This is a genomic window from Bacteroidota bacterium (genome assembly GCA_016213405.1).
Lineage (GTDB): Bacteria > Bacteroidota > Bacteroidia > Palsa-948 > Palsa-948 > Palsa-948.
Genome location: JACRAM010000056.1, coordinates 36354 through 54844 on the forward strand (window position 1 = coordinate 36354; position 18491 = coordinate 54844).

An 18491-nucleotide genomic window follows, 5' to 3' on the forward strand; every position below is an offset into this window, starting at 1 on the left:
GCAAATGAAACGAATTACGAATAATATCAAGTATCAAGTATCTCCGCAAGGAGTCCTTTGGACAAGTATCAAGTATTCTTCTTTGTACTTTGTTCTTTGTACGCTATACTTTGTACTTGTTCTTACCTCCTGCCACAAAGCCGGTTCCGGAGGAGAAGTAATGTTGATGATTACAGCTGAACATCACGGCATTAAAATCATCAATCATGTGGGATATCCTGACACCGTTTTTCTGAAATACAATGCCGATGAATTGCCCGGTACAAAACCATCTGACTATGATATTTTTTTTGTTGGCACGCCAAGAAACGATGAAGTTGATTGCGATAATTTAAAGTGGGGAAAGTATTACGTTTATATGGTGGGGTATGATAGTCTTTACGGTGGGCGGGTTAGAGGTGGAATACCTCTGAAAATAAAACGTTCTCAGCAAAAAGAAATGATAATGGTAACTGTTCCTGTAGTAGAATAAAATAATATGAAAGAAGTCAATAAATTTTTCTCAGGCATTGTATGGCTTCTTTTCGGAGTATGTTTTGCTTCTGCTCAGGGGCAGCCATGGGTGGCTCCGCAAGGTTGGTCTGCCAAAAAAAATCCAATCCCTTCAAGCAACGCATCTATAAAAGCCGGGAAGAATACTTACCGCACTTTATGCATTGCCTGCCATGGTGAAACCGGAAAAGGAAACGGTAGTTTATCGTTGAATTTTAATCCGCATCCTGCCGACCACACAAGTAAAAAATTTCAGCAGCAGAAAGACGGAGAAATATTTTATAAAATAACTACCGGTAGAAATGCAATGCCACCCTTCAGCATAGCACTTTCCGAAAATGAAAGGTGGAATGTTATCAATTATATCCGCACACTTGCCGTTTTGGATAAACCAATACCCTCAAAGAAAACCAATGTGGTTGTTGCTGTTACTCCTTCAGTTACTTCCACTTCTACTCAGCAGAAAAATATTTCCAATGATACTTCTTCAGCGAACAAAACAAAGCTTGCAGTAAAAGCACTCGATACAATGGTGGTTCACAAGGATAGCATTGCTGCAACCAAAAAAATACAACAGATTAATATTGACACACTGTCAAAAAACACTGTTGCTAAAGATACGTTTCCCGTTTCTCTGCCAGTTATTGCTTCATCAGACAGTATGAATCCAAATTATCAAAGTGAAGATTCAAAAGAAGAAAGAAGAAAAGTTCTACTTACCGGCTCTGCAAACATTGATATGAATATTGACGGAAAAAAATTTAACTCAGCAGGATTCGCAGTGGGATTTTTGCCTCTTATAGTATGGCAACCATCAAAAAATTTATTGTTTGAATCGCATTTTCATATTTCAGCAGGATCCGGTTCACCTCAAAGCAATACATCATCTGGCAGCATGGGAGGAATGATAATGAGAACTTCAAATTCTCCTTCACCCTTGCATGGAGGAATGAGTTCAACCACTACTTCAACATCCTCTGCTTCGTCCGCTACCACTAGTGCAAGCATCATGCTGGCTTATGCTGATCTGGTTTACTTCATAAATCCTTACGTGACACTCACAGGTGGAATGTTCTTGTCTCCATTCGGATTATATCCTGAACGTATGCACGCGCCCTGGATGAATCGTCTGCCCGATGCTCCGGCAGGAATGGGAAGCGAACAAGTGCTTCCTGAAACAGAATTGGGCATGCAGGCGAGAGGTGGAATTCCTATCTGGAAGATCAAAGCAGTTTACGCGCTGTATTTCTCGAACGGCCCTTCACTGGTGGATGACACCAGCAAAAGTGCCGGAAAACTTTCTTACGATAATCTTACTGATAATAACAAAAACAAAGCGCTTGGCGGAAGAGTAGGTTTCCTTCCCATTCCCAACAACTCTTCTCTGGAGATTGGATTTTTTGCACAACGGGCTCGTGTCGGTAAAGACGAAACGCCTCATGCAGGCGTGCAGGCAATGCTCTATGGAGCTGATATTATGTATCATCAATATTTCAGATTCCTCAAAGGAGTAATTGATTTTAAAGGACAGCACTGCAAAGTTTCGGCAGATAAAGTTTATTACAAAGCCAATCCGATGCTAATACTCAACGTTCCTGCAGAAGATGTTAACCTGAACGATTCTACCTATCGGTTTAACAATGTTACTGAACTATATTTTGTAATGATTTCTTATCGTCCAACTGCATCTGAACATTTTTTAAAGAATACAGAATATATTTTCAGGTATGATTATTTAAAGGAACCGGTCTTTTCACGATGGAACAATAGCGGATCACGCTTTACAATGGGAATTGAATATTGGTTGGATAGCCGATCTGCCTTTAAACTTGCTTATCAGGTTGGAGTGCCGGAAAATATATTTTTCAAAAACCAAAACTTATTGATGTTTCAATGGGTAATAGGATTTTGAAATGTAAAAATTATTTGTAACAAATCTGAAAACAGAAAAATGATAATTCTAAAACACCACAACAATAAAAGCAGGATTAAAATATTTCTGACTGCATTGTTGGTGGCAACCATCGTTTCTTCCGGATGTGTCAAAAAACCCACAGCGTGTTTTGACGCAAGCAAAACAATTGCAGCTATTAATGAATCCATTACATTTAATTCTTCCTGCGCAACTAACATGGATAACTGTGAATGGGATTTTGGTGATGGAACAAAATCAACCGATGCTAATCCAACGCATACATACGCTGTTGCAGGAAATTACACAATCAAGATGATGGCAATGTCAAAGAAAGATAAAATGGATGAAATTTCAAAATCAATTACTATTCAATAAAAGCACAGAGAAAATGAAGCTGCTATACTCATTATTATTCATTCTGATTATTTCGGGCTGTGCAGTAAAAGATAATACGCAAGGTACTGCAGCAAATCAATATTCCGGTTTGAAGTTATGGGAGCAGAACTGCGCTCGTTGTCATAACAGTCCTTCTCCGGCATCTTTCAGCGATGCAGAATGGGATGTGATTGGAGCACACATGCGAGTACGCGCCTACCTAATAGGAAAAGAATCAGATGAAATAATTAAATTTTTGAAAACTATAAATTGAATAATGGAGACAATGAATAGTAATCATTCATGGCAATCAGTATAATCTTTTAAATATGAAAGATATGATATCAGAAAATAAAAAGAAAAAAGTTGCCATCATTGGAATCGGCCCCGTGGGAATGATCCTTTCCGTTCACTTGCAGGAAGCGGGACTGGAAGTTGCTGTTTGTGACCTTGACAAAATAAAAAGCAATCTTATCAAAACAAACGGAGTTGTGCTGGAAGGTGTGATTAACAAAAAAGCTTCTTTTAAAAATGTTTTTAGTTCCATTGCGGATCTTGAAAAATTTAATCCTGATTTGCTGGTGGTTTGTCTAAAGACCACTCATCTTCCTTCCGCCATGAAGGAGATTGAGAAATTAAGCAACACTTCGCTTGGAGTAATATGCGCAATGAACGGAATTGATGTCGAGCAGATGGCTTCTCGCGTGATTGGAGAAAGCAGAACTTTCCGCATGGTCATCAATTTTGCAGGCAATCTCACTGCGCCAAACAGCACGAAAGTTACATTCTTCACTCCTCCGAATTACCTTGCGTCTGTAGATGATTCAAGAAAAACACAAGCAGAAGAAATTTGCGGATGGCTGAATAAAGTTTCGCTCGAAACAAAATCCATCGGTTCATTTGAATTACTCAAACGTGTTTGGGAAAAAACCATTCTGAATGCATCACTCAGCGCCTTGTGTGCCGTGGGAAGAATGACCATTAAAGAAGCCATGAGCAACTCGGATACCGTTGAATTGGTGGAGCAGATTATTGAGGAAGCGGTGGAAGTAGCAGAAGCTGAAAAAATAAAATTTGATGACGATTTTATTCGCACCTGTCTTCGCTACTTAGGCAAAGCAGGAAATCATTTTCCATCATTGGCTGTTGATTTGTTGAACGGTCGTCCGACTGAAATTGATTACCTCAACGGAAAAATTGTGGAGTACGGACGCAAGCATTACGTCCGCACTTCCCTTAATCTTACTTTCACGAACATGGTGAAAGCGATGTCGGACAAAAATTTTTCTACATCCGTTCAGACGGCTAAAGCTGCTGTTGCGCAAAATATGGTTGCGAAAGAAATGATCGCAAAAAACGGCAGTTCGAAATTGCTCAAGTATTTTCTGGGAGTTGACTTGGGTTCGGCTTACACAAAATTCACGGTCATTGACGAACATGAAAAAATAGTTTTTCAAACAGCGCTCAAAACGTTAAACCGCGATAAAATTTCTGTGCGCCATGTGATTGAAGCATTGAAAAAAGAATATACAGTTTCCCACATCTGTGCGACCGGTTACGGGCGCAAGCATTTTGCGGATGCCGACCTGATTAAAACAGAATTAAACTGCGCTGCGCTCGGAGTTTCAAAATATTTTTCGGGAGCAAAAAACATTATTGACATTGGCGGAGAAGACATTAAAGTGATTAAATGCAAAGAGGATAATAACATTGAAAATTTTTATCTTAATGATAAATGCGCAGCAGGAACGGGTTCGTTCATCACCGAAGTTGCTGAACGCGCTGACATCCGCATTTCCGATATGAGCGACCTCGCAAGAAAATCAACTTTCAGCAAAGAACTGAATAGTTTCTGTACTGTGTTTGCAAAAACAGAAATCATGAGCTGGATGTTTGAAGGGCTGCCGATTGAAGACATCGCAAAAGGAATTTACATCTCAATTGTCAACCGCATTATGAAACTGAGAATTGATCCTCTCTCACCCATTTATCTGATTGGAGGAGTGATTGCACATAATCCGTTTTTAAAAAATTTATTACAGGAGCGATATAAAAAGGAAGTAAGTGTGGTTGAAAAACCACAGTTTGTTGTTTCTTTTGGGGCGGCAATCTATGCGAAAGAATCAACTGCTAAAACGGATTCGCTTGACAAAACAGAAGCAACTCATCAACCAATAAAATAATTTATGCAAGGATTTCACAACAAAGAAAAAGGCATCGGAATTATTTACGATGATATCTATCTGGTAAACAGTGGCGCTATCAAGATGGGTCATCCGCTTGCCACAACAGGAGCGCGGTTATCGCTCACCATTTCAAAAGAAATGAATATCAGAAAAGTGAAATATGGAATTGCCTTGGCTTGCATTGGTGGCGGTAAGGGTACAGCAATTTTATTTGAAAATCCCAATTTGTAATTATGAGCAACGACAAATTATATCAATGGCAAATGACAGAACTCAATAAGGAGTTCAAACTCGCGGAAATTAATTTTCCTGATTTGAAAGAAGGGGAAGTGCTGGTGAAAATTGCCGGCTGTGGAGTTTGCCATACCGATTTAAGTTTCTGGCATTATGGCGTGCAAACAAAGCATGCACTTCCGCTCACACTCGGCCATGAGATTAGCGGAACAGTTGTAGCAGGTGATGACAAGTGGATGAATAAAGCGGTAATAATTCCTGCCGTACTTCCCTGTGGAGAATGTGAACTATGCAAAAAAGGAAGAAGCAATATTTGCAGAAACCAACTCATGCCGGGAAATGATTTCCAGGGTGGATTTGCTTCGCATATAAAAGTTCCTTCCAAGTTTTTATGTCCTGTTCCTGATTCGGTTTTGAAAAAATATCCGCTCGAACAACTTTCCGTAATTGCCGATGCCATTTCTACACCGTATCAGGTCATAAAAAAATCGGAACTGGAAGCCGGAGATTTAGCCATTGTAATTGGCGTGGGCGGTGTGGGGATTTATGGTGCGCTCATTGCAAAAATATTCGGAGCAAAAATAATTGCGCTTGATATTAATGATGAAAAACTTGCTACCGCAAAATCTAATGGTGTTGATGCCACACTTAACATCAAAGAATTGGATTCAAAAACAATTAAAGAAAAAGTAAAAGAACTTGCCAAAGAAATCAAAGCGCCAAAATTCGGCTGGAAGATTTTTGAATTCAGCGGCACAAAAGCCGGACAGGATTTGGCCTTTAATCTCATCACGTTCACATCCACGCTTTCCATTGTTGGATTCACGATGGATAAAGTAGAAGTTCGCCTGAGTAATCTGATGGCTTTTGATGCGAAGTTGATTGGAACATGGGGTTGTCGTGCCGAATTATATCCTGAAGTGTTGGATTTGATTGCAACTGATAAATTAAAAATTTCACAATTTGTACAAACTTTCCCGATGTCAAAAATAAATGAAGTGTTTAAAAATACGTTAGAACATAAATACTCCAAACGTTCGGTAATGGTGCCGGACTTCAACTAAAAAAAATACAAATCATTAAATAAAAAAACAGATGGGAGAACTTAAAAACCATAACCTTGTTGAAACTAACTACAAGGATATTATTTTCGAAAAACGCCCCTGTATAAATCATGACGGCAAACCTGTCAAGGATTTATACAACGCATGGATTATTCTCAACAATCCCAAGCAGTATAATTCTTACACTACACAGGCGGTAAAAGAAATTATTCTCGCGTTTGGCGAAGCGTCCAATGACAGAAGCGTTGTTGCGGTTGTGTTTACCGGTGTTGGTGATAAAGCATTTTGCACAGGCGGAAACACAAAAGAATATGCAGAATATTATTCGGGAAATCCTCAGGAGTATTCACAGTATATGCGTTTGTTCAATGATATGGTCAGCGCTATTCTGAAATGCGAAAAACCCGTAGTTTGCCGAGTGAACGGAATGCGTATAGGGGGTGGACAAGAAATCGGAATGGCTTGTGATTTCACGATTGCTCAGGATATGGCTCGCTTTGGGCAAGCAGGTCCAAAACACGGAAGCGCAGCAATTGGCGGTGCAACAGATTTTCTTCATCTATACGTGGGAGTAGAACGAGCAATGATGTCACTCACACTTTGCGAACCATGGACAGCTCATCAGGCATACAATTTCGGAATGATCACAGATATTGTTCCTGCCTTGAAAGTAGATGGAAAATTTATTGCCAACCCACTTGTAGTTGTAGATAAATATACTGATGAATTCGGAAAAATTATTTTTGGCACGATGAAAACAGGAGACGAAATGAAGAAAGGAAAAGAAGTAATGTCAAAAGGAACGGTTGATTTATCAATACTGGATGAAGCCGTCAATAAACTTATTGCGAAACTATTGCACACGTTTCCGAATTGTCTCGCAAAAACTTTGTCTGAAGTGCGCAAGAAAAAACTCGAGCACTGGGATAAAAATAAAGAATCAAGCAGAGAATGGCTTGCACTGAATATGATGACAGAAGCGAAAGCAGGATTTAAAGCATTCAATGACGGGCCCAAAGATAATCGCGAGGCGGATTTCATCAAACTCCGACAACTGCTTGCTGAAGGTAAAGAATGGAACGAAGAAATGCATAAATTAATTTCTCCTCAATATCAAACTGCAAAAGCATGAAAAAAGTAATTGTAAAATATTCTCACGGTAACTCAATTGCCAGGATAACTCTTACGGATGGAAAAGGAAATGTTCTGGATCATCTGATGATGGAAGAACTTCAATCCGTTTTTAATGAATTCAAAAGCAAACCCGAAATCAAACTCATCACATTTGAAGGAGCAGGAAAACATTTTTCATTTGGAGCAAGTGTGGAAGAACACAAAAAAGAATTTGCCGCAGCTATGCTCAGGGGGTTTCATCAGTTATTTTATTCGCTGAGAGATTTATCCATTCCGACTGCCGCAATCATCAGCGGACAATGTTTGGGTGGCGGAATGGAACTTGCCATCATGTGTAATTTTCTTTTCGCAGATAGAACGGCAAAGTTCGGTCAACCCGAAATTATGCTCGGAGTTTTTCCTCCACCTGCTTCTCTCATTCTTCCTGAAAAAATCGGATTGGCGAGGGCTGAAGATTTATTGCTGACAGGAAAAACTATTTCAGCACAAGAGGCAAAATCCATCGGACTGGTAAATGAGTTGTATGACGATAGAGTTGCCATGGATACAGAAATAGAAAAATGGATTGAAACAAACATTTTACCTAAAAGCTCTTCATCTCTGCGGTTTGCTGTGCGTGCTTCACGCGCAAAATTCAATCATCTGCTCAGCAATTTTCTTCCTCAGTTAGAAAGTCTGTACGTAAAACAGTTGATGGAAACCCACGATGCAAATGAAGGAATAAACTCATTTATCGAAAAAAGAAAACCCATTTGGGAAAACAATAAAGCATTTTCAAAATGAAAACAATAAAATAGCCAGAATGTTCATTCTGCCGCTTCGTTTTCTTTTAAATATTTTTTCTCGTAATATTCTGAAAGTTCTTTGCCCTGCCTGTTTTGAGATTCCAATGTCCAGTCATCAGTGGCAGTTGCTTTAAGCCATACCCTTCCCGATTGTCTGAAAACCTGAACAGATAATCCGTATACATCACTGAACCCTTGTTCCAAATCTGAAACGGACATAGTGGGCGTAATGGTGAGCTTTCCTTTATTGTGAATTACTCGGCACTGCCCGATAGTTTTGCTCGGATGCTTCATTATTTTTTTTGACGAAGGCGCACCCACTTTATGCGGTTTGCCGAAGAATTGCAATTTCAGATAAGGAAATATTTTGCTGAATTCTTTCTGAATGGCATAAATTTTTCGGTGGTCGTTAATAAGGATTTTCATTGTTGTATTGTTAACCGTGCAGTGCGAATAGAGAACTATGCGTGTGAACTGCAATTTTTTTCTTGGTGCTGCAATAAATTAAATTCTTAGAGAATATTGTATAACAGCGAAAATAAGGCTGTTCAACAGAACATGAAATGACTATTGTCACATAGGGTAATGATAAAAATCATATCAGGAAAGAAATCAGTTTCTCATCCTGGCGAGTTTGTCGTACTGAACCACAGCAATAGCTCCACCTTTGATATCAACTAATCCTTCATCCTTAAAATCGCTGAGGGTACGGATGGTAGTTTCAGTGGCAGTGCCTGCAAGGTTTGCCAAATCTTCGCGGGAAATATTCATTCTGAACTGCTGTTCCTCGTTTTTTTTGTAACGGTTGCAGAGTGTAACAAGTGCTTCGGCAACTCGTTTTCTCACTGAGTTGTATGCAAGTTTGATAAGTTGTTCTTCTTTTTCCTGAAGATTGTCAGAAAGCATTTTAATAAACTTGCGCGACACCTCAGCATTTTTATAAACAAGCGCAAAAAAATCTTCTTTTGGAATCAAACATATTTCAGAATCTTCCAATGTCGTAGCGGAATCTGTGTATTGACCCTCTTCGAGCAAAGCAAGATAACCAAAGAAATCTCCATCCTTATAAAGCCCGGTGATGAATTCTTTTCCCTGCTCGTGTGTTTTATATGTTTTCACCTTGCCTTTTACCACGAAATAAATCCCTCTCGGATAACTGCTTTCTATATAAATATTTTCCTTTTTCCTATAGGTTCTTACCTCACGCTGTTCAGACAATTTTTTTAAATCCTCCATTCCTTTTGCGCTGGTGATAAACTCATTTAATCCTTCTATGCTCTTTGAAAACTCTTTCTTCATCATTTCTGATTTTTTTAACCGGCTCTCAATAGCATTCAGGAGTTCAATGTCGTCAAACGGTTTCGTTACATAGTCATCTGCACCCATTTCCATTCCTTTTCGGAAATCAGTGCGGTCTGCTTTTGCGGTAAGAAATATGAAGGGAATTTTTGCCGTTTCGGTGCTTTTTGAAAGCAAGTGAAGCACTCCGTACCCATCCATCAACGGCATCATAATATCACAGATAATTAAATCGGGTTTATCTTTTTGTGCCAGCTCAATGCCTTCTTTCCCGTTTTTAGCTGTAATAACTTTGTATTTGGAAAGCTCAAGAATCTCTGCGGTATTTTCACGCATATCCTTGTTGTCTTCAATCAAAAGAATTTTCTTCATTGTGGAAATGTAATAATAAATGTTGTTCCTTTATTTTCTTCGCTCGATACATCAATAGAGCCGTTCATTAGCTCAATGTATTTTGCCACGATATTCAGCCCCAATCCTGTTCCTTGAATATGCGTTGCATTATGACCCCTGAAAAACCGTTCGAACAAATACTTTTGATCTTCTTTTGAAATCCCTATGCCTTTATCCTTTACGATAATTTTCACAGATGATTTTTTTACATCAGATGAGATTTCGATAGATTTTCCTTCAGGAGAAAATTTTATTGCATTGGAAACAAGATTGAACAGAATATTTTTAAGAAGTTTTTTGTCAAGCGAAACGGATTCATTTCCTGAATAGGTATAAAAAATATTCTGCCCACCTTTTGTTATTGACTGCATTTCAGAAATTATTTCAGAAACAAATTCATTCAAATTAAATTCTTCCGATATATTCTCTACTTTTCCCTCTTCTAATTTGCTGACAGACAGAAAATCGTTTAGAATATCAGTAAGATTACTTATAGATGATTTTATTTTGCTGATATGCTTGTCCTGTTTTTCTATGTCCTGTATCTCACCGTATTTTTTCACAAGCGAAAGCGAAGACTGTATCGTGGCAAGGGGAGTGCGGAATTCGTGCGATGCCATTGATACGAAACGTGATTTTAAACCATTCAGCTCTTTTTCTTTTTCAAGAGACACATTCAAATCTTTTTGTGTTTTTTCCAGTTCCTCTATCGCCTCCTCCAATATCAGCGTGCGGTTCTTCACCTGCAATTCAAGTTCAGCTGAATAATTTTTCATTTTTTCTTCTGCCTGTTTGCGATGAGTAATGTCAACAATGAATGCGATAGTAAATTTTTTTTCATCTGTTGAATAAGGACTCAAACTAATTTCGACCGGAAACTCCTTTCCATCTTTTTTCATTCCGAAAAGTTCCATTCCACCTCCCATCGAACGGGCGTGCGGATGTTCATTGTATTTATCCCTGTGCTCAACGTGCCTTTGAGCCAGCCGCTGTGGAACAAGCACTTCAATTCTCTTTCCAATGAGTTCATTTTTTCCATAGCCAAAAAGTTTTTCAGCGCTTGGATTCATTCTGGTGATTTCGCCTTTTTCATTAATCACAAGAATTCCTTCCACAGCAAATAAAAAAAGGGCTTCAATACCTTCTTTTCCTTCCATTTTCTTTTGTAGAGTAGATTTGGCACGAAAGTATAAATTTGGCGGAGAACAAAAATAAATACTGATATTTGCCCCTACATGATAAATATCACGATAACAACCTGCAGTAACCGCAGTAATGACCTATCTTGATATTCTTATTTTGAAAAGATTATAAATCAACATAAAAACAATTAATTAATTCTACCCCTATGAAAACAATTCTTGTCCCCACTGACTTTTCCGAATGTTCCACAGCAACATTTCCTTATGCGGTTCTTATCGCAAAAAAAACAGGAGCGAAAATTTTACTCCTGCACGTGTTGGACGTTCAAGGAAATACTTCTGACGCACCTTACATGATAGCCGCGATGAACACCACCAAGGTCAGAATGCAAAAATTAATGAGAGAACCGATACTGAAAGGTGTTGAAGTTACCGATGCCATTGAAGTTGGTTCTATTAGTCGGAAAGTAAATGAAGCGGCAAAAAAACACAAAGCTGATATGATTGTAATGGGAACTCATGGCGCAAGCGGCTGGCACGAGGCGTTCATCGGCAGTAATGCAGAACGCATTGTCCGCGATGCGGACGTGCCTGTACTTTCCATCAAGAACAAAATAAAAAATCTTAAATTGGAAAATATTATTTATGCCACAGATTTTTCAGAAGAAACCTTTATCGTATTTCCTATCATTAAAAAAATCGCACAAACAATCGGAGCCAAACTGGATCTCATGAAAGTAGTTACAAGGATTGACTTTGAAACCACACGAGAAACACAAAAGTCAATCAATAGATTCAAGAAAAAGGCAGGCGCTCAAGAACATTCGGTATTCATATATTATGACGATGTGAAGCAGGAAGGCATTAGAGGTTATGCCAACACTATGAAAGCCGATATGATTGCGCTTGGCACTCACGGCAGACACGGCTTGTCCCATTTCTTTAACGGAAGCATTGCCGAAGATTTAGTGAATCATTCTCCGCTGCCTGTGCTCACTATTAACATTCATAAAAAACTGATGAAGCCGGAAGTTGAAATTCAATCTCAGAAAAAAAGTTCAACACGAACCTGATTTATTACGAAAAGCGTTGTGTTTATTTTGCGAACGCGATAATATGTCCGTCAGGATCGGCACAATAGGCAACTAGGTCGCCCCAATCTCTTGCTTCTGCTTTGCTGATTTCTTTTGCTCCTGCTTTTACCGCTCGCGCTAATGCTTCTTCCGGATTCTCTACAAACAAATATAATTCACATCTGGGAATTCGATTGCCAAGTTCAGGATGAGGAGTAAATGGAACAAGGATTTTGGCAATTCCTTTTTCCGGCATCAATCCGAGCTTCAAATTATCGGCAAGAAAAAATTCTGTCATTCCCGGAACATCAAGGGAAGGTTGTTGCTGAAGCACGGTTGAATAAAAATCTCTGCTACTCTCCTGATTTGCAACATAGAGAATTATCATCGGAAGTTTTGCCATAATCAGGAAATTTCATGTTTTATGTCGGGTAAAAGATTTTCTATTGTCCAATCCAGTTTCTTTACAAATGCATGTTTTCTGTGAGCGCAGTTTTCAATCGTGCATAATGGACAGGATGAAGTCGGGCAGGGATCGGCATGAATGAAAAACTCTATTTCGTCCCAGAGATTTTCTTTCACAATTTTTTCTACTGCACTCATTTCCTTATGAGATTCTTCCAGCGAATCATACCAAGGCAGTGTAAGATGAACATCAATATGCAATCGTGAACCATATTTAAGAATGCGGAGATTGTGCATATCAATCCATTTTGCTCTTCGGTTTTTAATAAGAATAGCAACGAGTTGATTCAGTTTTTCAATATCCGCTTTGTCTAGAAGATTTGTTACTGACTCCTGAACGAGTTTAAATCCGGTAAACAGAATTACGCTTCCGAAAATAATTGCCATCACATTATCAATCCATGAAATATTTGTGAAGTAAATCAATCCTAAACCGATAATTAACCCTACGCTTGAAATGGTATCGCTGATGAGATGTTTCCCGTCAGCAATCATTGTCAGAGAATTAAATTTATTCCCTTTTCTCACAAGATAACTTCCCATAGCAAAATTGCAGAACCCGGCAAATCCGGAAAATGCCAGTCCTACATCCAGCTTTTCAAGAACAGGCGGATAGAAAAAAGAATATACTGCGTTGCCTATAATGGAAATTCCCGCTATGAAAATGAGTGCACCTTCAAATCCTGCTGAAAGATTTTCAATTTTCCCGTGACCGTAAGGATGGTCGGCATCTTTGGGCTGAGAAGCGAAGTAAATGCTGTACAAAGCAAATCCCCCTGCCACAACATTGATGATAGATTCAAGCGCATCTGATAAAACCGCAACCGAGTGCGTAATGAAGTAGGCAAAAAATTTAATTGCCATCAGCGCAACGCTGAAGAGCAACGTAATTCGCATGACGCGGATTTTTGTTTTATTGACCTCAGAGAGAATTACCACCGTTCCACAAACTTATGTTTTTAGTTATTGCACTGCCACTTTTCCGGTTGCAATAATGTTGGATGTGCTGCGTAATGTGATTTTGTAATTATAAATTCCTGCCGGAAGATTGTTTCTGTCAATCACTATGCTGTTCGATGAACTGTTTTCTTTCTTCATCACCGCATTGCCCAACATGTCATACATTACAAAGTCATAATTATTTCCCTGTATGTTCGGCAAAGAAATAATTGCCGAATTGGAAAACGGATTCGGATAAACAGAATGAGAAAAAGAATTATCAGGCGAATTAACAGAAACCGGATTATATAAAACAGTCAAATCGTCTATGAATAATACACTTCCTAATCCAACATAGGAGCTGTCTATCATATTGCTGGATGTAAAAATAATATTTAGTGTATCAATAAATGGCCACCCTGTGTAGTACAACGGAATTTCAAAATATGTGTAGGTATTTTTCGCAGTTAAATAAACTATGTTGCTGTCAACAAGTCCGGAATTTATATAAGAGAACGCACCACCCAGTGCCGTGTCGTTGCCGACAGGAAAATATTTATAGTAGCCCGTTATCTTGCTTGGATTTGCAAAAACCTGCATTCCGCCTGCAGGACCGCTCGGACCCATATAGCCGTTTGTAATATACCCCGATGTATCTCCCCAACTTGTTTGAATTGTTTCAAGGCGCAGCGCATACGTTCCGCTGTAACTGCTGGTTGATTTTGTTGAAGAGGCAACTGAAGTCTTTGCATAATTTATTGTTGCCCAGTTATCTGGTTCTTCTGTTACAAGCGGAGTCCAGTTTTCAAAACTTGGATTGGGAAACGCCTGTGTTGTTCCTATCATGGTGATGCTATCAAGCGTCAGCGTGCTTCCTGGAAAACGAGGCGGATCTAAATTCGAGCTTGAAAAAATTGCGACCAGCGAATCTGGCGCAGGAGAAACGGGAAGGTTAGTAGGAATACATACGCGTTGATAGGTTGATTGTGATCCTGTGAATGTTTTCACAGCCATGCCGATTATGCTTCCGCTGTTTTTAAATGCCACAATAAAAAATGCTGTATCGTTGGGCATGATGTTATATTTTACATAAACAGAAATAGAATCGGGCTGACCTGTGTAAGGAATACCGCCATCAATGGTTTGATTGCCCGGTGTGCCGATAAATAATCCACCAAACATAGTATCAGTTTGTGTTTGAATGGTAGTAAGCTGCACTGCATACTGGGCGTGATAAGCAGGTGTGACTTTTATAACATTCCCTCCCGGCAGAGACGTGTAGGTCCATCCGTTTGTAGATAAATAACCGTTCGGATCTTCATAAAGAGTTTGTGTAGTCCAGTTTTCAAAATTTCCGTTGGCAATTTGCTGGGCAGCAGCACCGGAGAAAAAAGCTGCTGAAAAAATTGCAGATATGATTATTTTTTTCATGATTTATTTTTTTACAAAGGAATTAAAAAAGCAGTTGTAATGACATGAGCAACATCATTCTTTTACTTTTGCACTGTCAAAAACCTTTATTCTACATGCCCTGCTGACACGTTTCGATAAAATCTAAAAATATTTCCCCTTTTTTATTTTCGTACCTTGCCGCTCCAACAGGGTCATTCTGGCGGGTAATTCTCTTAAAATTGAGATACTTCATCACCTACAAACCATTCGGAATGCTTTCGCAGTTTACGAAAGATGGCGACCACACCACTCTTGCCGGACTCGGCTTTAATTTCCCGAAAGATGTTTATCCCGTGGGAAGATTGGATTCCGACAGCGAAGGATTATTGTTTCTGACGAATGATAAATCCATCAATCACAAACTCCTTGACCCGAAGTTCAAACATAACAGAACTTATCTCGCGCAAGTGGAAGGAATTTTTTCTGAGGAAGCAAAAATAAAATTGGAGAAAGGAGTTTCGATTTCAGTTGAAGGAAAAATATACCAAACTCTTCCCTGCAAAATTGAAATTATTAGCGAGCCAAATAATCTATCAGAAAGAAATCCACCCATCCGTTTCAGGAAAAACATTCCCACTTCATTTATTACTATTTCTCTGCACGAGGGCAAAAACCGTCAGGTGAGAAAGATGACCGCGAGCGTGGGTTTCCCCACTCTTCGGTTAATCAGAACCGCAATTGAAAAACTTTCTTTAGAAAAACTGCAGCCGGGCGAAATGAAAGAAATAAAAAAGGAGGAATGTTACTCCCTCCTTTCTCTCCGATAACATTAAAAAATTATTTTTCGTTCGCTGGATTTGGCTTTGCTCCGCCTGTTTTAGGAGGATTTAGTTTCAAAATTTCCAACTGCGCTTTCTTTGCTTCCGCATCTGATTTTGCTTTATCGGCATTTGCCTGTGCGGTCTTGGCATTTGCTTCAGCTTTAGCAGCATCGGCTTTTGCTTTTTCTCCTGCGGAAATATCTGCCTGCGCTTTTAATTTTTCTGCATCGGCTTTCTTCGCGTCTGCATCTGCTTTCGCTTTGTCAGCTGCTGCTTGTGCCGTCTTTGCAACGGCATCGGCTTTCGCAGCATCGGCTTGTGCTTTTGCTGAGTTAGCAATGTCGGCTTGCGCTTTTAGTTTATCTGCATCTGCTTTTTTCGTATCAGCAACGGCTTGCGCTGTTTTCGCAGCAGCATCGGCTTTTGTTGCATCCGCTTGTGCCTTTGCTGAATTAGCAATGTCGGCTTGCGCTTTTATTTTGTCTGCATCTGCTTTTGCTTTTTCAGCAGTTGCTTGCGTTGTCTTTGCGGTGGCATCGGCTTTTGCAGCATCGGCTTTTGCTTTTTCGGCATTGGCAATATCCGCCTGAGATTTTTTCGCATCTGCGTCTGCTTTTGCTTTTTCGGCTGAGGCAATCACAGCGTCTGATTTTGATTTATTCGCAGCAGCAATGGTCTCCTGCGCTTTGAGTTTATCGGCTTCGGCTTTTGCTTTGTCGGCTTCTGCCTTTGCTTTCATCGCTTCGTTCTTTGGTTTTTCGGCTTCCGCTAATTGATTTTTCAATTCAAGTGTTTTTTGTTCGGCAACTGCTTTGTCTGAAATGGCTTTCGCTGCGCTTTCCTGCGCTTTTAATTTATCGGCTTCGGCTTTTACTTTGGTGGCTTCTGCCTGAGCCAATGCCGCATCAGCTTTTGCTTTGTTCGCGTCAGCCATTTTTGCATCGGCATTTGCTTTGGCTGCCGCTGCATCATCTTTTGCTTTTTGCGCTGCAGCAATCATTGCGTCTGATTTTGCTTTCGCTGCATCGGAAGCAGATTTTGCCGCTTCTGATTTTGCCTCGTCCGCATTTGCTTTTGCTTTGTCGGCATCAGATTTTTTTGCTTCAGCATCTGCTTTGGCTTTGTTTGCCTCTGCCATTTTAATATCCGCAATTGCTTTTACACTGTCGGCTCTTGCCTGAACTTTCTGCGCTTCGTATTTAGCTTTTTCAAGTTCGAGTTGCTGTTTTTCCAGCTGCGCTTCCTTTTTCGCAAGCACCATCATGGAATCCATTTTCATTTTATCTTTTTCCACATCTATTTTCTCTACTTCTTTTATCACTTCCACGGTGGTTTCAACGGTTTCCACCACTTCCACTTCTTTCTCCACGGTTTTTTGAACTTCCACCACATCCGATACATTCATTTCCTGAGTAAGTGTTACCATTCCACCTGATTCAATATTCTCCACCGCAAACCCGCCTCCTTCAATTTTGAAAATGTCGAAACTGTTGGCATTATCGCGCACCGTGGAATAGTAGCGTGTTCCTCCTCCTGTGATGTAAAAATTTATGTCATCGCGCGTGGTGTTGATGGGAAAGCCCATGTTAGCGGGCTTAGACCATGTTCCGTTATCTTTCAGTTCAGAATAAAAAATATCGTAGCCGCCCATTCCATCGCGGTAGCCGTTGGAAGAAAAGAATAAAGTTTTTCCGTTGGGGTTGATGTAGGGAGAAATTTCGCTGAACCCTGTATTGAGCGCTGTGCCGAGATTTACAGGCGCACCCCATTTTGCTCCTGTCTTCACGCACTGATAAATATCGAATTTCCCGTTTCCGCCAGCGCGGTCAGAAGAGAAGTAAAGATATTTTCCATCGGCAGAAATGCTGAGCCCTGTTTCGTTTGACGGTGAATTAATTTCTGCAATAGGTTTTGGATTGCTCCATACTTTGTCCACATAATTGCTCATGTAAACATCGCTCTGTCCGTTCACCATTTTGCAGAAGTAAAAAGTCAATCCGTCAGGAGAAATGTAAAGAGGCGCTTCATCTTTGTCGGTGTTCCACTTGAAAGCAATGGCAGGGTCCCATTTTCCCGAAGCGTCTTTGTGCGTGTAATAAATATCCATGTCATATTTTCCATTCACGTTGCTCACTTGCTTGTTCTGTTCTTTCGTTGCTTTACGCGATGCGAAGAACATAACGGAATTATCAATGGTGATGACAGGATTAGTTTCAGCAAAAGTGGTGTTCACATTCTTGCCGGGATTTTTCATAGTTACATCGCGCGGATTCTTTTTTGAATTCTTCGCGTTGATGCAATTGCGGATTTGGCGGTCAACGGGAATGGGAGGAAATCCTCCGAACTTATCTTCGTATTGAAAAAACATCCAAAGGGCGCTGTCGGGCTGGTCGGCAGTAAGGTACGTCTCGCCAAGAAAGTACAAAACATCATACGGAGCATTTTTTTCCGTTGAAGAAAAGAAATCATATTTGTCAGAAATGTTTTTTGCTGCTTTTTTCAGAAAGGGCAACGCCTTGGGAGATTCGTCAATGGAATTGTAGTAGCACATTCCCATTTTGAAGTTCGCATTGGCATTCTCGACATCCTGCCTTAGCACTTCTGTCCATATTGCTATTGCCGCGCTGAATTCTCCTTTAGTGAGAAGTTTGTTGCCATTATCCACCAGCGTATTTGCGGGCGAAGGCATGGGTGATTTGTTTTTTTCATCGCCTCCGGCAAACAATGAGAGTGAAAGAAGAGAAAAAGAAAGTAGAAAATATTTTTTCATGTGAATTTATTT

At 39.9% G+C, this 18491-nt stretch carries 18 protein-coding genes; 11 read left to right on the top strand and 7 right to left on the bottom strand.

Annotated features, from left to right (window positions below; genetic code table 11):
* Nucleotides 1-4 precede the first annotated feature (4 nt).
* From HY841_06420 to HY841_06460, 9 genes are all read left to right on the top strand, one after another.
* A complete protein-coding gene (locus HY841_06420; GenBank protein ID MBI4930377.1) occupies nucleotides 5-472 on the top strand; it encodes a hypothetical protein in 468 nt (155 codons plus the stop codon).
* A 6-nt stretch (nucleotides 473-478) separates the two neighbouring features.
* Nucleotides 479-2404 carry a cytochrome c gene (locus HY841_06425; protein MBI4930378.1) on the top strand — a complete coding sequence of 642 codons (1926 nt, stop codon included), beginning with the start codon at nucleotides 479-481 and terminating at the stop codon, nucleotides 2402-2404.
* A gap of 39 nt (nucleotides 2405-2443) precedes the next feature.
* Nucleotides 2444-2782 carry a PKD domain-containing protein gene (locus tag HY841_06430; GenBank protein ID MBI4930379.1) on the top strand — a complete coding sequence of 113 codons (339 nt, stop codon included), beginning with the start codon at nucleotides 2444-2446 and terminating at the stop codon, nucleotides 2780-2782.
* A 13-nt stretch (nucleotides 2783-2795) separates the two neighbouring features.
* Nucleotides 2796-3056, top strand: coding sequence for a cytochrome c (locus tag HY841_06435; GenBank protein ID MBI4930380.1), 261 nt, complete (start codon nucleotides 2796-2798; stop codon nucleotides 3054-3056).
* A gap of 64 nt (nucleotides 3057-3120) precedes the next feature.
* A complete protein-coding gene (locus tag HY841_06440) occupies nucleotides 3121-4965 on the top strand; it encodes a 2-dehydropantoate 2-reductase (protein MBI4930381.1) in 1845 nt (614 codons plus the stop codon).
* A 3-nt stretch (nucleotides 4966-4968) separates the two neighbouring features.
* Nucleotides 4969-5199: a hypothetical protein gene (locus HY841_06445; GenBank protein ID MBI4930382.1), complete on the top strand. Its 231-nt coding sequence runs from the start codon at nucleotides 4969-4971 to the stop codon at nucleotides 5197-5199.
* A 2-nt stretch (nucleotides 5200-5201) separates the two neighbouring features.
* On the top strand, nucleotides 5202-6266 hold the full coding sequence (gene had, locus HY841_06450; GenBank protein MBI4930383.1) for a 6-hydroxycyclohex-1-ene-1-carbonyl-CoA dehydrogenase: 1065 nt from the start codon (nucleotides 5202-5204) through the stop codon (nucleotides 6264-6266).
* Between the two features lie 31 nt (nucleotides 6267-6297).
* Complete coding sequence (gene oah, locus HY841_06455; GenBank protein MBI4930384.1) at nucleotides 6298-7398, top strand: 6-oxocyclohex-1-ene-1-carbonyl-CoA hydratase; 1101 nt, start codon at nucleotides 6298-6300, stop codon at nucleotides 7396-7398.
* A complete protein-coding gene (locus HY841_06460) occupies nucleotides 7395-8183 on the top strand; it encodes an enoyl-CoA hydratase/isomerase family protein (GenBank protein ID MBI4930385.1) in 789 nt (262 codons plus the stop codon). The genes oah and HY841_06460 overlap by 4 nt, the downstream gene beginning before the upstream one ends.
* 23 nt (nucleotides 8184-8206) lie before the next feature.
* On the opposite strand, the gene HY841_06465 is transcribed toward HY841_06460, so the two are convergent.
* The 3 genes from HY841_06465 to HY841_06475 form a co-directional block, all read right to left on the bottom strand.
* Nucleotides 8207-8611, bottom strand: a complete 405-nt coding sequence (locus HY841_06465; GenBank protein ID MBI4930386.1) for a hypothetical protein — start codon at nucleotides 8609-8611, stop codon at nucleotides 8207-8209.
* A gap of 186 nt (nucleotides 8612-8797) precedes the next feature.
* Nucleotides 8798-9856, bottom strand: a complete 1059-nt coding sequence (locus HY841_06470; protein ID MBI4930387.1) for a response regulator — start codon at nucleotides 9854-9856, stop codon at nucleotides 8798-8800.
* The gene (locus tag HY841_06475) at nucleotides 9853-11034 is read right to left on the bottom strand and encodes a PAS domain-containing sensor histidine kinase (protein MBI4930388.1); all 1182 of its coding nucleotides are present in this window, start codon (nucleotides 11032-11034) and stop codon (nucleotides 9853-9855) included. The genes HY841_06470 and HY841_06475 overlap by 4 nt, the downstream gene beginning before the upstream one ends.
* 191 nt (nucleotides 11035-11225) lie before the next feature.
* Between HY841_06475 and HY841_06480 the strand changes: the two genes are divergently transcribed.
* Nucleotides 11226-12092 carry a universal stress protein gene (locus HY841_06480; GenBank protein MBI4930389.1) on the top strand — a complete coding sequence of 289 codons (867 nt, stop codon included), beginning with the start codon at nucleotides 11226-11228 and terminating at the stop codon, nucleotides 12090-12092.
* 22 nt (nucleotides 12093-12114) lie between these two features.
* Here the strand turns inward: HY841_06480 and HY841_06485 are convergent, their stop codons facing one another.
* The 3 genes from HY841_06485 to HY841_06495 form a co-directional block, all read right to left on the bottom strand.
* A complete protein-coding gene (locus HY841_06485; GenBank protein MBI4930390.1) occupies nucleotides 12115-12495 on the bottom strand; it encodes a VOC family protein in 381 nt (126 codons plus the stop codon).
* Between the two features lie 2 nt (nucleotides 12496-12497).
* Nucleotides 12498-13454 carry a cation transporter gene (locus HY841_06490; GenBank protein MBI4930391.1) on the bottom strand — a complete coding sequence of 319 codons (957 nt, stop codon included), beginning with the start codon at nucleotides 13452-13454 and terminating at the stop codon, nucleotides 12498-12500.
* Nucleotides 13455-13520: 66 nt separating this feature from the next.
* A complete protein-coding gene (locus HY841_06495) occupies nucleotides 13521-14927 on the bottom strand; it encodes a T9SS type A sorting domain-containing protein (GenBank protein ID MBI4930392.1) in 1407 nt (468 codons plus the stop codon).
* Nucleotides 14928-15127: 200 nt separating this feature from the next.
* Between HY841_06495 and HY841_06500 the strand changes: the two genes are divergently transcribed.
* Nucleotides 15128-15715 (top strand): pseudouridine synthase, encoded by a 588-nt coding sequence (locus tag HY841_06500; GenBank protein ID MBI4930393.1) that lies wholly within the window; start codon nucleotides 15128-15130, stop codon nucleotides 15713-15715.
* A gap of 10 nt (nucleotides 15716-15725) precedes the next feature.
* Here the strand turns inward: HY841_06500 and HY841_06505 are convergent, their stop codons facing one another.
* On the bottom strand, nucleotides 15726-18479 hold the full coding sequence (locus tag HY841_06505; protein MBI4930394.1) for a PD40 domain-containing protein: 2754 nt from the start codon (nucleotides 18477-18479) through the stop codon (nucleotides 15726-15728).
* Between the last annotated feature and the right edge of the window lie 12 nt (nucleotides 18480-18491).

Bases quoted from the DNA above. Each gene is read 5' to 3' on its own strand.
- HY841_06440 (MBI4930381.1), top strand. From the start codon at position 3,121: ATGATATCAGAAAATAAAAAGAAAAAAGTTGCCATCATTGGAATCGGC.
- HY841_06430 (MBI4930379.1), top strand. From the start codon at position 2,444: ATGATAATTCTAAAACACCACAACAATAAAAGCAGGATTAAAATATTT.
- HY841_06490 (MBI4930391.1), bottom strand. From the start codon at position 13,454: ATGCGAATTACGTTGCTCTTCAGCGTTGCGCTGATGGCAATTAAATTT.
- HY841_06495 (MBI4930392.1), bottom strand. From the start codon at position 14,927: ATGAAAAAAATAATCATATCTGCAATTTTTTCAGCAGCTTTTTTCTCC.
- HY841_06475 (MBI4930388.1), bottom strand. From the start codon at position 11,034: ATGGAAGGAAAAGAAGGTATTGAAGCCCTTTTTTTATTTGCTGTGGAA.
- had (MBI4930383.1), top strand. From the start codon at position 5,202: ATGAGCAACGACAAATTATATCAATGGCAAATGACAGAACTCAATAAG.
- HY841_06505 (MBI4930394.1), bottom strand. From the start codon at position 18,479: ATGAAAAAATATTTTCTACTTTCTTTTTCTCTTCTTTCACTCTCATTG.
- HY841_06465 (MBI4930386.1), bottom strand. From the start codon at position 8,611: ATGAAAATCCTTATTAACGACCACCGAAAAATTTATGCCATTCAGAAA.
- HY841_06470 (MBI4930387.1), bottom strand. From the start codon at position 9,856: ATGAAGAAAATTCTTTTGATTGAAGACAACAAGGATATGCGTGAAAAT.
- HY841_06420 (MBI4930377.1), top strand. From the start codon at position 5: ATGAAACGAATTACGAATAATATCAAGTATCAAGTATCTCCGCAAGGA.
- oah (MBI4930384.1), top strand. From the start codon at position 6,298: ATGGGAGAACTTAAAAACCATAACCTTGTTGAAACTAACTACAAGGAT.
- HY841_06435 (MBI4930380.1), top strand. From the start codon at position 2,796: ATGAAGCTGCTATACTCATTATTATTCATTCTGATTATTTCGGGCTGT.
- HY841_06445 (MBI4930382.1), top strand. From the start codon at position 4,969: ATGCAAGGATTTCACAACAAAGAAAAAGGCATCGGAATTATTTACGAT.
- HY841_06460 (MBI4930385.1), top strand. From the start codon at position 7,395: ATGAAAAAAGTAATTGTAAAATATTCTCACGGTAACTCAATTGCCAGG.
- HY841_06425 (MBI4930378.1), top strand. From the start codon at position 479: ATGAAAGAAGTCAATAAATTTTTCTCAGGCATTGTATGGCTTCTTTTC.
- HY841_06480 (MBI4930389.1), top strand. From the start codon at position 11,226: ATGAAAACAATTCTTGTCCCCACTGACTTTTCCGAATGTTCCACAGCA.
- HY841_06485 (MBI4930390.1), bottom strand. From the start codon at position 12,495: ATGGCAAAACTTCCGATGATAATTCTCTATGTTGCAAATCAGGAGAGT.